We start from the raw sequence: 15,441 nt of genomic DNA, 5'->3' as shown, positions 1-15,441 counted from the left end.
CAGAGTGCGATGTGAGGGGTTGGTGCCGCAAGACCCGCATCATCGACCGACCGCCACGCATCTGCGTGAATTCGCGAAGAAGATGCGACAAGAACCGACGGATGCAGAAGCCGCAATGTGGCGGCTGCTCAGGGATCGCCGGCTCTCCACTGTCAAGTTTCGCCGACAAGTTCCTTTCAAGAACTACATTCTCGATTTCGTCTGCTTCGAGAAGCGGCTTGTGATCGAGATCGACGGCAGTCAGCACGCAGAACTGCAAAGCGACACGAGACGCGATGCAGCGCTCGCCACGGAGGGGTTTCAAATCGCGCGCTACTGGAACAACGATGTGTTGCAACAACCCGCGGCCGTATTGGAGGACATTCTTGCAAAGCTCAGCGCGCGGTAAGATACCCCTCACCCGTCGCCTCACTTCGTGAGGCGCCACCCTCCCCCACAAGGGGGGAGGGTAAGAGGACCCACATGACTCCTTCCCGCATTCATCGCCTGACGCTGACGCAGTTTCGCAATTACCGGGCGGCGGGGCTCGAGACGGCGGCTGACATGGTGGCGCTGGTCGGGCCCAATGGTGCGGGCAAGACCAATTGCATCGAGGCGATCTCATTTCTGTCGCCGGGCCGCGGCTTGCGACGGGCCACGCTGGAAGACGTCGCCGACAATCAGGGCGACGGCTCCTGGGCGGTCTCCGCGCAGGTCGAGGGCGCGCTGGGCCTTGCCACGCTCGGCACCGGCATCGATGCGCCGCGCGCCGACAGCGCGGCGAGCCGGCGCTGCCGCATCGACCGCGAGCCGGTCAACTCGGCGAGCGCCTTTGGCGACCACATCCGCATGGTGTGGCTGACGCCGGCGATGGACGGCCTGTTCATGGGCGCGGCCTCGGAGCGGCGGCGCTTCTTCGACCGCCTGGTGCTTGCGATCGACAGCGAGCATTCCAGCCGCATCTCGGCGCTTGAACGATCCTTGCGCTCGCGCAACCGGCTCCTTGAAGTACGCAACTATGACGACCATTGGTGCGACGCCATTGAGCGCGAGACCGCGGAGCTAGCGGTCGCGGTCGCAGCGACGCGCGGCCAGACCGCGGCGAAGCTGACCGAGATGCTCAATGCCCGCGCGCAATCCTCCGCCTTCCCGTCGGCGCAAATCGCGCTCGACGGCTGGATGGAGAACGCGTTGCTCACAGAGACCGCGACCTCGGTCGAGGACCGCTACCGCCAGATCCTGCGCGGCAACCGCCCGCGTGATGCGATCGCCGGGCGCACCACAGACGGTCCGCACCTGACCGACCTCCAGGTCGTCTATGCGCCGAAAAGCATGCCGGCGCGCGATGCCTCGACCGGCGAGCAGAAGGCGCTGCTGATCGGGCTCGTGCTGGCGCATGCGACGCTGGTCGCCGAGATGACCGGCATCGCGCCGCTCTTGCTGCTCGACGAGGTCGTCGCGCATCTCGATCCCAACCGCCGCGCCGCGCTGTTTGCGGAACTGCAAAAGCTCGGCGCGCAGGTGTGGCTGACCGGCGCGGACCCGGCCGCCTTCGCCGAGATCGGCAGCTCCGGCGAGGTGTTCGACGTCGAGAACGGACGCATCACGGCGCGCCGGTAGGGTCTCACCGTTGAACCTGGCGGGTTCCCCCGGCGACTAGTCTCTTGAGGCCGCGCCGGCAGTGTCGCAGCCGTTGCAATCGCGCGAGGATTTTGGACGCGCGACATCCTTGGAGATTTGACGATGTCGACGGTAAGGCGCGGGGCGAAAGTTCCGGCACGATGGCGGCTGTTTGCGTGCGGCCTCGCTCTTCTCGCAAGCGGATCGATTTCGGCCAGGGCCGACGACGGCATCGTCGACGTCCACGGGCTTCCCAGGCTGGAGGGCGCGTTCGAGGACAATTCCCGCCCCGATCCCAATCGCATGCAGTATGGCGTGCCGACTGTGGTCGCGGTGACGCGCGCTGCCGTCAAGAAGATGCTCGCAGCCGACGGCTGGGTACCTTATGTCAGGCCGCTCGACGAAAACAATACCGGTCTCGTCTTCAAGAAGGGGCGGCAGGGACTGTCGGTCTCTTTCACGCAGTGGCTCGGTCGCCCCGACCAATCGGCGGTCTATTACTCCCCGGACCGCATTTATTCGAATGTGCCCTTCCCCGACGGCGCGATCGATCTCGTGTTCGACGAGACCCGGCCCTATCTCGGCTGCATCGCGCCCACCGCTTTCGATGCGACGCTGGCGTTCTACACGAAGGAAATGGCCGCCATCGGCTGGCGCAAGCTCACGCCCGAGACGGCCGCAAGCTGGCCGAATGCGGACCTGACCGAAACCATGCCGAACGGCGTCCGCGCGTTCTACGACCATCCCGATGACAACGCGACGGGATTCTATCGTCAGAAGCCGGTGATGCTGACGCTGATGCGCCGCGACGACGGCCGCACCAATGTCGAGATCAAGATCGCGCCGTTCGCCTTGCCGACCGATCTTCGCGCCGAGGACATGGCCGGTCTGCCGGCACCAACCCCTCGCAAGTCCGCAAGTGGCCGGGGCGATGCCCGATCGAACCGGCGCGAGCTGACGGTCGCCGCCCTTGCCGAACTGCCCGCCGTGCTCGCTTTCTACCATCGCGAATTTGCATCGCGCGGCTGGACCGAAGAGGGAAATGCACCTCTTGCCGCAGGCGATGACGTCGCGCTGAAATTCTCCTCGCCCGAGGAAGCCGGCGTGCTGCACCTTGGCCGCAAATATGATTTCACGATGGTCACGCTGACCGCGCAGGTGAAGGAGTCCGTGCTGGCCGCCCGCGCCAAGGCAAAGAAGGACGCCGACGACCAATTCATGAAAGACGCGGAGCAGATGGCGAAACAGGTCATCGCCGCGGACGAAGTCAGGCGCAAGGCGCAGGCCGCTACGCTGTCCGATTCGCCGTTGCAGGCGCAGGCCGGCAGCACCACGCCGGTGCCATTGCCGGAGAACGCTCAGGAGGTGGATTTCAAGGGCGATGACGGCCGGCTCGAATTCAACTCCACCTCCAGCGTCAAGGCGATCACCACCTTCTACCGTGCAGCGCTGAAGCAGGCGGGCTGGAAGGAGCAGCCCTCGGTGATCAACCAGCCGAACATGGCGGTCCTCGAGTTCGCCAAGGGCGGCAAGACGATCTCGTTCACGGTGATGCAGATGGGCGCCAAGGTGAATGTCAGCGCCGGCGGGTCCGGCCTGCGCATGGCCGCGGCCAAGCCTGCGTCCACCGGCAAGCAGGCCGGCAGCGATCAGGCTGGCGCGCAGGCCAAAGCGTCCGAGCCGCTGGAGGCGGACCCGGAGTCCGCGCTGCCGGTGCCGAAGCAGCGCACGTCGACCTCGCTTGGCACGGCAAAATTGCCCGGCGTCGAGGCGCCGTTCCGCCGCGAGCTCGAAGCCAGCGTGCCTGCCGAGCTCAGCGACGTGCTCGCGTTCTATCGCGGCGAGCTCACCAAGCTCGGCTGGCAGGAGAAGCCGGATGGCGCGGTGGTCGCCGCCGATCGCGTGCAGCTCGCTTTCGCCTCGCCGCAGGGACCAGCCGTGCTGAAGCTCGGCCGCGCCAACGGTGAGACGTCGGTCAACCTGGTGCAGAAGAACCCGGACGCCGCGACGAAGGCGGACATCATGCCCAAGCCCGGACAGGCCAAGCTGCTGCTCGGCAACATGGGCAATCAGGAGGCACAGCTCACGATCAACAAGCAGACCGTCAAGATCGCCGCCGGCGCTGGCGGTCCGCAATCGCCGAAGGGCCCCATGCTCGATCTGCCGCCGGGCAAGTACCAGTATTCGCTGAAGGTCGCCGGCCACCCGGCCCGCACCGACAGCATCACGATCGCCGCGGGTGACGCCTGGGGCCTCATGGTGGGGCCGACCGGCGAGATGCTGCCGCTCCAGATGTACTGATCCCGCCGGCTTTGCCTGTAACGGCCAGGTTGAACCAGGCCGGTTCGAGGGGCGACTAGTCGTCTAAAGGCTGCGGCCACCGTGTCGCAGCCTCTGCATCGCGCGAAGATCAAGAGGCGCGATATCCTTGGAGAGTAAGCATGACGATGGTAAGGCATCGGACGAAAGCCCCGGCACGGTGGCGGCTGTTTGCATGCGGCCTCTTCCTCCTGGCGAACTCGCCGATTGCGGCACGGGCCGACGACGGCATCGTGGACGTGGTGCAGGCCTATCGCGGCTGTATCGCACCGAGCCCGCTCGCCAGGATCAAGGCTGCGATCGGCTGGCAGAAGCTGACGCCAAAACCCGGCAAAGACATGCCCGTGCCGGCGGAATCCAGCTTCAGCGGCTTCAACACCACGGTGACGTACGGAATCAAGGAGCCGCTCCGGAGCACGCTGGAAGCTTGCGTGCCCGCCAAGCTCGGCAACGTGCTCGCCTTCTATCGCACCGAGCTCGAAAAGCTCGGCTGGCAGGAAAAGCCGGATGGCGCGGTGGTCGCCGCCGATCACGCGCAGCTTGCCTTCGCCTCGCCGCAGGGGCCGGCGCTGCTGAAACTCGGCCGCAAGAACGGCAACACCTCGGTCAATCTCGTGGCGAAGAATTCGGACGTTGCGACCAAGTCGAACATCATGCCCGAGCCCGGCGAGGCCGCGCTGGTCTTCGCCAATAGCAGCGACAACGAAGCCGTGCTCACCATCGACAAGCAGACGATCACGATCGCGGACAGCCAGCAACACGCGCTGCGGCTGGATCTGCCGCCGGGCGTGTATTCCTACGAGCTGCGCGTGGCAGGCCATCCAGCCCGCGCCGACACCCTCACGATTGCCGCCGAAGACACCTGGGAGCTTACGGTGGGACCCGATGGGAACGTACAGTCGCTGTTCCAGCTGTACTGAGCCCGACGGCCACCGGCTTTGCCTGTAACGGCCGGGTTGAACCTGTCCGGTTCGTGGGGCGACTAGTCGTCTAGAGGCTGCGGCGCCTCTGCGTCGCGCGAAGATCAAGATGCGCGACATCCTTGGAGAGTAAGCATGACGACGGCAAGGCATCGGACGACAGCCCCAGCACGATGGCGGCTGTTTGCATGCGGCCTCTTCCTTCTCGCAAGCTGCCCGCTTCCGGCACAGGCCGAGGGCTGGGTGCAGCACCTGTCGCGGCTGGGGGCCGGACCACTCAAGCTCGATCCCAATGTCGATCTGCCCGTGCCGACCCGGATCAGCCACAGATCGTTCACCTCCAACTATGCTGACGGCGTTAAGGCCCCGATCCGGCGCACGCTCAAAGCCAGCATACCCGCCGAGTTCGGCGACGTGCTCGTGTTCTACCGCACCGAGCTGGCGAAGCGCGGCTGGCAGGAACTGGCAGATGGCGCCGCCGTTGCGGCCGAGCAGGCGGAGCTCTCGTTCAAATCCCCGGAGGGGCCGGCCACCCTGAAGCTTGGTCGCGCGAAGGACGAGACCACGGTCGATCTGGTGCAGCGGAATGCGGAGGCCGCGGCCAAGGCCAATTTCCTGCCGCTGCCCGGACAAGCGCGGCTGATATTCGGCTATCTCGTGCCGGACGTGGCTTCGCTCGCGATCAACGATCAAACTATCAAGATCGCGGGCGGCGAAAATCACCCACAAACGCTGGATCTGCCGCCCGGCACGTATTCCTACCAGCTGCTCGTGTCGGGCCATCCGGTCGGCACCAATACCATCACTGTGGCCTCAGGCGAGGCTTGGTCCCTCGGGGGAGACAACGGCGATAAGCCCTCCCGGATTTACTGAACCCCAAAGCCTTCCCCGGGGCGCCCACGGCGCCTCGGAACCGGCGCCGTCACACCGGGAAAATGCGGTCGTTCTCGACGCGAGAAAGCACCCTCGAATCGGGCTTTTTGCAGCGCCCAGAATCAGTCTTCGAACGCCTTGAAAACTGCCTAAAAAACCCTATCTGATCAAAGGGTTGTGGGAGGATACTTTGCGCTAGGCGCAATCCCTCTTTCATGGCACAAATACCTCCCAAATCAGCGCCCTTTGCGCTGCTGATTCGGGCGACATCCTCGAAGGCCTCTCATGACAGAACCTGCTCGGCAGCCGCGTGCCGAAAACGAGCCCTCCAACGCGAGCGAATACGGCGCGGAATCGATCCGCGTGCTCAAGGGGCTCGATGCCGTCCGCAAGCGCCCGGGCATGTATATCGGCGACACCGACGACGGCTCGGGCCTGCATCACATGGTCTACGAGGTCGTCGACAACGCGATCGACGAGGCGCTCGCGGGCCACGCCACGCGCGTCGACGTGATCCTCAATGCCGACAATTCCGTCACCGTGCGTGACGACGGCCGCGGCATTCCCGTCGACATCCACAAGGGCGAAGGCATCTCGGCGGCCGAGGTCATCATGACCCAGCTCCACGCCGGCGGAAAATTCGACCAGAATTCCTACAAGGTTTCCGGCGGCCTGCACGGCGTCGGCGTCTCCGTCGTCAACGCGCTGTCGAGCAAGCTCGGGCTTCGCATCTGGCGCGACGACAAGGAGCACTACATCGAGTTCGCCCATGGCGATGCCGTCGCGCCGCTGAAGGTCGTCGGCGATGCGCCGGGCAGGCGCGGCACGGAAGTGACGTTCCTGGCCTCGACCGAAACCTTCAAGAACGTCGAGTATGATTTCGCGACGCTCGAGCATCGCCTGCGCGAACTCGCCTTCCTCAACTCCGGCGTCAACATCATCCTCTCCGACATGCGCCATGCGGTCGAGAAGCGCGAGGAGATGCATTATTCCGGCGGCGTCGAGGAATTCGTCAAATATCTCGACCGCAACAAGAAGGCACTCGTGCCCTCGCCGATCATGGTGCGCTCGGAAGCCAATGGCATCGGCGTCGAGGCGGCGCTGTGGTGGAACGACAGCTACCACGAGAACGTGCTATGCTTCACCAACAACATCCCGCAGCGTGACGGCGGCACCCATCTCGCCGGCTTCCGCGGCGCGCTGACGCGCCAGGTCAACGGCTATGCCGAGGCCAACGCGAAGAAGGAAAAGATCGCGCTGACCGGCGATGACTGCCGCGAAGGCCTGACGGCCGTGCTGTCGGTGAAGGTGCCGGATCCCAAGTTTTCGTCGCAGACCAAGGACAAGCTGGTGTCCTCGGAAGTGCGTCCCGTGGTCGAGAACGTGCTCAACGAGGCGCTTGCGGCGTGGTTCGAGGAGCACCCCAGCGAAGCCAAGATGATCGTCGGCAAGGTGATCCAGGCCGCCGCTGCCCGCGAGGCCGCGCGAAAGGCGCGCGAGCTGACGCGCAAGAGCCCGCTCTCGGTCTCCTCGCTGCCCGGCAAGCTCGCCGATTGCCAGGAGAAGGATCCGGCGAAGTCCGAGCTGTTCATCGTCGAGGGCGACTCGGCAGGCGGCAGCGCCAAGCAGGGCCGCAATCGCGAGTTCCAGGCGGTGCTGCCGCTGCGCGGCAAGATCCTCAACGTGGAACGCGTGCGCCCCGACAAGATGCTGTCGAGCGAGCAGATCGGCACGCTGATCACCGCGCTCGGCACCGGCATCAGCGACGATTTCTCGGTCGAGAAGCTGCGCTATCACAAGATCATCGTGATGACGGACGCCGACGTCGACGGCGCCCACATCCGCACGCTTCTGCTCACCTTCTTCTATCGGCAGATGCGCGACATCATCGACGGCGGCTATCTCTATATTGCCCAGCCTCCGCTCTATAAGGTCACGCGCGGCAAGTCCGAGCAGTACCTGAAGGACGAGCGCGCGCTCGAGGACTATCTGATCGACGCCGGGCTCGACGATTGCGTGTTCGTTCCCGGAACCGGCGGCGATCGCACCGGCCGCGACCTGCGCTCGCTGGTTGACGACGCCCGCGTCGTCCGCAGCATCCTGCGCAATTTGCACAGCCGCTATAACCGCAAGGTCGTCGAGCAGGCCGCCATCACCGGCGTGCTGAACAAGTCGATCTACGGCAATCCCGAGAACGCCACGGCCGCCGCGCAATACATCGCCAGCCGGCTGGACAACCAGGCCGAAGAGGTCGAACGCGGCTGGGTCGGGCAATTCGTCGAGGGCCAGGGCTTCCTGTTCGAGCGCACCGTGCGTGGCGTCAAGGAAGCGGCTATCATTGACGACGCGCTGCTCGGCTCGGCCGAGGCCCGCAAGCTCGACGAGTACACGACGAAGCTCCAGGACGTCTACGCCCGCTCCGGCAAGCTGCGACGCAAGGACAGCGAGCACGTCGTCCACGGCCCGGTCGACCTGTTCGAGGCGGTCACCGATTCCGGCCGCAAAGGCATCACGCTGCAGCGCTACAAAGGTCTGGGCGAGATGAACCCGGAGCAGCTCTGGGAAACCACGCTGGACACCGAAGTGCGCTCGCTACTCCAGGTGAAGGTCAAGGAGGTCGACGAGGCCGACGACATCTTCACCAAGCTGATGGGCGATGTGGTCGAGCCGCGCCGCGATTTCATCCAGGAACACTCGCTAAGCGCAACGATCGATATCTGAGGCGAAGCGGCTTCGGATTATGTCTGCTGGCCACGGCGTCGCTGCACCTCTCCCGCTTGCGGGAGAGGTCGGCGCGAAGCGCCGGGTGAGGGCTTTCTCCTCTTGGGGAGTGCCCCGTTGTGGAGACACCCTCTCCCCGCCCCTCTCCCGTAAGCGGGAGAGGGGGCTCCTTCCTGGCGATGGGCGTGCTGATGCTGATCGTCATCCTTTATGTGGTGGCCAATATCATCGGCTTGTTCTAAACGCCGGGTCCAGCGGGCCTGTTCGGGGCCAATGAGCGGCCTCCCGCCGCGACAAGTGCAGAATTGCTACCCTGCTCAATTCTCGGTAGTTTCCGCTCCCGAAGCAGCCCGCCCCACAGCAACAGGACGGAGAAAACCGACGTGGCGCCCATCCAGTATATCGTCGAGGGCGGTCACCGGCTCTCGGGCTCGATCGAGCCGTCCGGCAACAAGAACTCGGCGCTGCCGATTATCGCGGCTGCCCTGCTCACCGAACATCCGGTGACGCTTCAGAACGTGCCGCGCATCCGCGACACCGAGACGCTGGTCGAACTGATCCGCTCGGTCGGCGCGTCGGCCGAATGGCGCGAGCGCAACACGCTCGTCATTCACGCCAAGAGCATCCGCGCCGCCGATCTCGATCCCGAGCTCTGCGTCCGCATCCGCGCCTCGATCCTGCTCGCGGGCCCCCTGCTCGCCCGCTGCGGTGAGGTGATGCTGCCGCCGCCCGGTGGCGACGTCATCGGCCGGCGCAGGCTGGACACGCATGTGCTGGCGCTGGAGCAGTTGGGCGCCAAGGTCACCGCGACCGACCGGCTGGAATTCCGCGCGCCAAAGTTGACCGGCGCCGACGTGTTCCTGGACGAGCCGAGCGTCACCGCGACCGAGAACGCACTCGTTGCGGCCGTGGCTGCCCACGGCGTCACATATCTGCGCAACGCGGCCTCCGAACCGCATGTGCAGGACCTCGCCAATTTCCTGGTTGCGCTCGGCGCGAAGATCGAGGGCATCGGCACCAACACGATGATCGTTCATGGGCAGGCGACGCTCGGCTCGGCGACCTATGCGATCCAGCCCGACCATATCGAAGTCGGCTCGCTGATCGGACTTGCCGCCGTGACGCGCTCGCCCCTGCGCATCGTCCGCGCAGGCGTCGAGCATCTGCGCTCGATCCGCATGGGTTTTGAGCGGCTCGGCATCGTCTGTCGCGTCGAGGGCGACGACCTGATCGTGCCCTCCAACCAGACGCTGAAGATCCAGGACGATTTCGGCGGCCACGTGCCGAAGCTGGAGGACCAGCCCTGGCCGGCCTTCCCGGCCGATTTGATGTCGATCGCGATCGTCACCGCCACGCAATGCGAAGGCGTGATCCTGATGTTCGAGAAGATGTTCGAATCGCGGATGTTCTTCGTCGACAAGCTGATCGCGATGGGCGCGCGCATCGTGCTGTGCGATCCGCACCGCGCGATCATCGCGGGACCCAGCCGCCTGCGCGGCGCCTCGATGATCTCGCCGGACATCCGCGCCGGCATGGCCATGCTGCTCGCCGCGGTCTGCGCCGAGGGCACCTCGACGATCAACAATGCCGACCAGATCGAGCGCGGCTATGAGCGCATCGACGAGCGGCTGAACGCGCTCGGCGCCAGGATCAAGCGCGTGCCGGAACGGAAGAGCTGAGGCTATGACGTCCCTTCTCCCCTTGTGGGAGAAGGTGGTGCGAAGCGCCGGATGAGGGGTATCTATCCGCACGACGACTGAGACAGATTCGCGCGAGGAGAAAGACCCCTCACCCGTCTCGCCGCTACTCGGCGAGCCACCCTCTCCCACAAGGGGAGAGGGTGAAAAGCGCAGGCCATGTTTTCGACGCGACGCGATGCTATTGCTTGGGCATGCTCGAAACCGTCCGACGCCCGTCGCAGCAGCTTGCCGCGCCCAACCACCTCGCTGATGAATTCGGCGAGACGTTGCGGCTGGCCGTGCCGATGATGCTGACGCAGCTCGGGCAGATCGCGATGATGACGACCGACCTCGCGCTGATCGGCCGGCTCGGCCAGGACGCGGTCGCGGCCGCAGCGCTGGCACACACGGTCTACTTCATCAGCTTCACCTTCGGCCTCGGCCTCGTCGCCGCCGTGGCACCACTGGCGGCACAGGCCTTTGGCGCCGGAGACGTCGGGCGCATCCGGCGCTCCCTGCGCGTCGGGCTATGGGTCGCGCTGCTCATCTCGCTGCCGATGATTGCCTCCCCGCTCTATGGCGAAGAGATCCTGCTGGCGCTCGGACAGACGCCGCATTCGGCCGCGCTGGCGCAGCGCTATCTGTTCGGGCTTGCCTGGGGCATCGCACCGGCGCTCGGCTTCATTGCGCTGCGCGGATTCATGGGCGCCGTGAACCGGCCGCAACCGCCGCTATGGATCACCTTTGCCGCGATCCCCGCCAATGCGGTGCTGGTCTATCTCTTGATCCACGGCCTGTTCGGCCTGCCGCAGCTCGGCCTGCTCGGCGCAGGGCTCGCGACCACGCTCATCAACTTCGGCACCTTCTTCGCAGCGCTGGCCATCGTCGCGTTTCGAAAGCCGTTTTCGGACTATCATCCGCTCGTACACCTCTGGCGTGGCGACTGGCCCTTGACGCGCGAGCTGATCGCGATCGGCGCGCCGATCTCGTTTGCGCTGCTGATGGAATACGGCATGTTCTCCTCGGCCGCGCTTCTGATGGGACTGATCAGCACGACCGCGCTTGCCGCCCATCAGGTCGCGCTCCAGGTTACCGCCGTGCTGTTCATGATCCCGCTCGGCATCGGCATGGCGGCGACAGTGCGGGTCGGACACGCCTTTGGCCGCAGCGAGCCGGCGGCGGTGCAGCGCGCAGGCCTCGTCGCGGCGCTGCTCGGAGTTGCGCTCGTCGCGGCGCTAACGCTTGCCATCGTGATCGGCCGATATGCGCTGGCGCGGCTGTTCTTCGGCGGTGGCGAGACGAGCTCGGAGACGATCGAGCTGACCGCGACGTTGCTCCTGGTCGGCTCGACCTTCTTCATCGCCGACGGTCTGCAGACCATCATGGGCGGGGCGCTGCGCGGCCTCAACGACACAACGATGACGCTCGTCTTCGCCATCATCGGTTATTGGTGCGTCGGCTTCCCGAGTGCCTGGCTGCTCGCCTTCAACATCCATCTCGGCGCGGTCGGCGTCTGGATCGGGCTGTCGCTCGGGACCTTCGTCTACGCCGCCCTTCTGATCTTGCGCTTCCAGCGGCTGGCGCGCAGATTGGGGGAATGACGCCCGTCCGCGAAGTTACCCCAGAGGTCGACGCCGACGCACTGCTTGCCGGCGCGCAATTCATCGACGCCCATCGCGTTGAGATCGGCGGGAAGGTGCTTACCGCCCGCGAGGCCTGTGTCCGAATGGTGCTGCACGGACCGCGCTGGATCGATGCGCTGCTGCGCCTGCGTAACATCCTGGTGACGCCGTTCGGGCTCAAGACGTCGGGCGAAGGCGCGCCGGCGCCGGGAGGCCTGATCGGGCTGTTTCCGGTGGTCAGCGAAACGCCGGAGCGACTCGTCGCCGGCTTCGATGACTATCATCTCGATTTCCGCATCGTGGTCGATGTCGCCGGCGACGCGACGCAGAAGCAGAAGCAGAAGCAGGTGACCTCGACCACGCTGGTGCGGACACATAATCTGCTCGGCCGAAGCTATCTCACGCTGATCATGCCCTTCCACAAGCTGGTGGTCCGCAGCATGATGGGGCGGATCGTGGAGGCAGTCCGATGACCCTCTCAGTCGACCTCTTCTTCTCCTTCCGAAGTCCCTACAGCTATCTGGCGCTGCCCAGAACGCTGAAACTCGTCGCGGGCTATGATCTCACGGTGAACCTGCGGCCGGTCTATCCGCTCGCGGTGCGCGTGCCCGGCTTCTTCAAGAGAACCAACCGGCAGTTCATCCCCTATGTCATCCTTGACAGCAGCCGCGTGGCTCAGCACGAGAACATTCCGTTCCGCTTTCCCCGTCCCGACCCGGTCGTACAGGACAGGACGACGCTGGAGGTCGCGGCGGAGCAACCCTACATCCATCGCCTGACCCGGCTCGGCGCCATGGCCCAGCTCGAGGGTCGCGCGCTCGAATTTACCTCCGCGATCGCGCGCGTGTTGTGGGACGGCTCGGCCGAGGGATGGAACGAAGGCGACCATCTCGCGCGTGCCGCCGAAAAAGCCGGCTTCGATCTCGCCGCGATGGATGCGGCGATCAGCGCCGATCCTGATAGCTACCAGCAGGTGATCGCTGACAACGAAAGGGATCACGCGGCCTCCGGCCATTGGGGCGTGCCGACCTTCGTTTTCGAGAACGAGCCGTTCTTCGGCCAGGACCGCATCGATCTCCTGGTCTGGCGCATGCAAAGCAAGGGTCTGAGGCGGCGCTAACCCCGCGACCGTGAACCAGTTTCTCCGCGCAAGCGACTGAGACGTGACGGCCGGCAGCTATGCCGGCCTACGTTTTGCTCGCGTTCGGAGATCCGATGTATCTGGCCAAATTCTTCCATCGTCCGCCTGGTGATGACGACCGCGAGCTGCTGCTGATCCTGGGCGGCGACCCCATGATCATCGGCATCCACATGCGCGAGGGAGAGTACGGATCGGACGAGTTTCTGCGCGAGACCTATTCGGACGCCACCGTGGCGATCTCCTCGTTCCGGCGCGAGGGGGCCAGGCTCGTCGACGCCGGCTATTTCGAGACCAGCCACACCAAATATACGCTGCGCAACCTCTTGCCCGATCCGCAAGCCAAGCCGGATTGGCAGAAGGGCCTGGACGAACTGATGATGGCCGCACTGGGCGCACCGCTCGCCGAGCAGGCAAAACATCTCCGGGCGCTGAAGGGCACGCCGGCCGAGCACGAGCCGCTGTATCTGTGGCTTGCCGCTCATCACGGCCTCGCGGCCGATGCGGACGCGCAACGGACGCTGCACATTGCCGAACGGGCGCGCGATACGCTGGCTGCGCGGCGTGCCGCAGAACAACCGCATTACGCCTGGTCGATTTACGAGAGCGAGCTGGAGGGGCGTATCCTCGAATCGCTCAGCGACGCCTATGTGCGCGCGGGCAATCCATCGGCCGGACTCGCGGCGATCGAGCGGGCCTGCAGGGTCGCGGCCAATCACAAGCGCATCCTGCAGCGCGCCGTCATCCTCTGCGTCTATTTTCCGGAGCGCACGGAGGATGCCTTCGACGATGCCTATCGCCGGTCACGCTATGGCGGCTATGAGGACATCATGGCGCTGCCCGGTTACGCCGACTACGAAGCGCGGCGCAAAGCGGACGCAAACGGACAGTGGCGCTGGAAGACCGCTGAACCCGCGCGCGAAGAAGAGGTGCGCAAGGCGGAAACCGAGCTCGGCCTTCAGCTACCGGACGACTATCGCAAATTCCTGCTGTCGCGCGGCGAGACCGAGCTCCTGGTCCGGCTGCCCGAGGACTCCGCCGAGCTTCGCTTCTATCGGCCTGCGGATCTCGCCACCCAGCGCAGCAACATTCTCAGCTTTGTCTCTTTCGCGGACGCCGAGCAGCTCGAGGAGGCCGTCGCGCATTTCCGCGCGGAATACGGCGTTTCGCTCCGGCACTTGCTGCCCGTAGCCGAGCCGGCACAGGCCAGCCGTTGCCTTCTGCTCCATCTCGAACCGGGCGAGCGCTACGGCTGGTGCTATCGCTGGGATCATGACGGCGCCTGGGAGCTGGAGAGGCCGGAACCGAATTTTGATGCAGCGCTCGCAGCCCTCATTCAGGGAATCGAGCAGCGCGACAAGCTGACCCTCGGCTTCCTCAACATCTAGCTCGACTGATCCGCAACCCGCGCCGGCTTGTCCGCCGCCGCCTCCGACCACTCGCCGATGACGCGATCGAGGTCGCTGAGATTCTGGTGCATCTGCTCCAGCGAGAAGCCGAGCGCGAAGAAGCGCTCGGCGGTATCGCCGGGCTGGCCGCGGATCAGGCCGTCGCGACGAACGGCGGCGACCGCATCGGCGTAGGTCTGCAGCGCAACGTGCACGGGATGGATCGGCGGCGCACCGGCGCCGGCCCGCAGCGCCGCGGCCGCGGAGCGCAGGAACTGCGCGATCACCGTACCGACCTCCGACAAGGGCGCGGCGAGCCTGACCTGCACGTCGGCCGGCAGCGGCACCACGGTGGCGCGGCCGATCATCACGACATCATGGCGCAGCCGCAGCACTGTTCGCAGCAGAGGACCGGTGTCGGGCCCGCTCGACAGGCGCGCCGCGCGCTCGCGCTCGGCCTCGGCGCCAGTGGCGTTGAGTCCCACCATCGCGGTGCCGATGCCGTCCTGGATCCGATGCAGCGCGTCGTTGTCGCGGCCGCGCGTCAGGCCTGCCAGCAGTTCGGTGAAGGCGTCGGCGATCAGCTCGAGCAGGCGCGCAGCGCCGGCACGAATCTGCCGGATCGCGCGCGACGGCAGCACCAGGAAAGAGACGAGCAGCCCCGTGATCGCGCCGACCGCGACCTCGCTGACGCGATCGATCGCCGAAGTCATGGGATCGGAGTGATGCAAGGTGGGAACCAAAAGCACGATCACGGCGGTCACTGTCGCAGCGCTGAGACTCGGATTGATAGCGGCGATGAAGGCGAGCGGGGCGACCGACAAGACCAGAAGCCCCAACAGCCCGGCTTCGCTCGAATAGGGGATCAGGATTGCGATGGCGCCACCATAGATGGCGCCGCCGATCGTGCCGAGCATGTAGTCGCGCGTCGCCTTCAGCGAGCGCCCGACGCTCATCTGGGTCACGATCAGCGAGGTCAGGACCGCCCAGAGCGGCAGCAATAGGTGCAGCGCGGTTGCGATCACATAGGCCGCGGTTGCCGCCACCGTGACCCGGATCGCCAGCCCCAGTTGCGTCCTTCGCGACCGAACCCGGTCGTATAGCTGCCGTGCGAATGCCATCGTCGAATATCCCGATCCCCGTAACCCGGCCCAAAGCATAGCTGATACCCGCAAGCCGCCA

General features: G+C 65.6%; 12 protein-coding genes. 11 read left to right on the top strand and 1 reads right to left on the bottom strand.

Annotated features, from left to right (window positions below; all coding sequences use genetic code 11):
- The first annotated feature begins 22 nt into the window (after positions 1 to 22).
- From NLN62_RS18770 to NLN62_RS18720, 11 genes are all read left to right on the top strand, one after another.
- On the top strand, positions 23 to 388 hold the full coding sequence (locus NLN62_RS18770; protein WP_254113540.1) for an endonuclease domain-containing protein: 366 nt from the start codon (positions 23 to 25) through the stop codon (positions 386 to 388).
- Between the two features lie 74 nt (positions 389 to 462).
- Complete coding sequence (gene recF / locus NLN62_RS18765; RefSeq protein WP_254109798.1) at positions 463 to 1,599, top strand: DNA replication/repair protein RecF; 1,137 nt, start codon at positions 463 to 465, stop codon at positions 1,597 to 1,599.
- Positions 1,600 to 1,722: 123 nt separating this feature from the next.
- Positions 1,723 to 3,900 (top strand): hypothetical protein, encoded by a 2,178-nt coding sequence (locus NLN62_RS18760; protein ID WP_254109797.1) that lies wholly within the window; start codon positions 1,723 to 1,725, stop codon positions 3,898 to 3,900.
- Between the two features lie 140 nt (positions 3,901 to 4,040).
- A complete protein-coding gene (locus tag NLN62_RS18755; protein ID WP_254109796.1) occupies positions 4,041 to 4,838 on the top strand; it encodes a hypothetical protein in 798 nt (265 codons plus the stop codon).
- 243 nt (positions 4,839 to 5,081) lie between these two features.
- On the top strand, positions 5,082 to 5,711 hold the full coding sequence (locus NLN62_RS18750; protein WP_371260591.1) for a hypothetical protein: 630 nt from the start codon (positions 5,082 to 5,084) through the stop codon (positions 5,709 to 5,711).
- Positions 5,712 to 5,996: 285 nt separating this feature from the next.
- Positions 5,997 to 8,432 carry a DNA topoisomerase (ATP-hydrolyzing) subunit B gene (gene gyrB, locus NLN62_RS18745; RefSeq protein ID WP_027527805.1) on the top strand — a complete coding sequence of 812 codons (2,436 nt, stop codon included), beginning with the start codon at positions 5,997 to 5,999 and terminating at the stop codon, positions 8,430 to 8,432.
- A 383-nt stretch (positions 8,433 to 8,815) separates the two neighbouring features.
- Positions 8,816 to 10,111, top strand: coding sequence for a UDP-N-acetylglucosamine 1-carboxyvinyltransferase (gene murA / locus NLN62_RS18740; protein ID WP_254109795.1), 1,296 nt, complete (start codon positions 8,816 to 8,818; stop codon positions 10,109 to 10,111).
- Positions 10,112 to 10,323: 212 nt separating this feature from the next.
- Positions 10,324 to 11,712, top strand: coding sequence for an MATE family efflux transporter (locus NLN62_RS18735; RefSeq protein WP_254109794.1), 1,389 nt, complete (start codon positions 10,324 to 10,326; stop codon positions 11,710 to 11,712).
- Positions 11,709 to 12,206: a DUF2867 domain-containing protein gene (locus NLN62_RS18730; protein WP_027528362.1), complete on the top strand. Its 498-nt coding sequence runs from the start codon at positions 11,709 to 11,711 to the stop codon at positions 12,204 to 12,206. The genes NLN62_RS18735 and NLN62_RS18730 overlap by 4 nt, the downstream gene beginning before the upstream one ends.
- A complete protein-coding gene (locus NLN62_RS18725) occupies positions 12,203 to 12,853 on the top strand; it encodes a 2-hydroxychromene-2-carboxylate isomerase (RefSeq protein WP_254109793.1) in 651 nt (216 codons plus the stop codon). Before NLN62_RS18730 ends, NLN62_RS18725 begins: the two co-directional genes overlap by 4 nt.
- 95 nt (positions 12,854 to 12,948) lie before the next feature.
- Positions 12,949 to 14,259, top strand: a complete 1,311-nt coding sequence (locus NLN62_RS18720) for an SMI1/KNR4 family protein (protein WP_254109792.1) — start codon at positions 12,949 to 12,951, stop codon at positions 14,257 to 14,259.
- On the opposite strand, the gene NLN62_RS18715 is transcribed toward NLN62_RS18720, so the two are convergent.
- Positions 14,256 to 15,380, bottom strand: coding sequence for an aromatic acid exporter family protein (locus tag NLN62_RS18715; RefSeq protein WP_027528359.1), 1,125 nt, complete (start codon positions 15,378 to 15,380; stop codon positions 14,256 to 14,258). The genes NLN62_RS18720 and NLN62_RS18715 overlap by 4 nt on opposite strands.
- Positions 15,381 to 15,441: the final 61 nt, after the last annotated feature.

This window comes from Bradyrhizobium sp. CCGUVB23 (genome assembly GCF_024199885.1).
Lineage (GTDB): Bacteria > Pseudomonadota > Alphaproteobacteria > Rhizobiales > Xanthobacteraceae > Bradyrhizobium.
The sequence above is the reverse complement of the archived record's forward strand: the minus strand, read 5'-3'. Positions and strand labels throughout refer to the sequence as shown.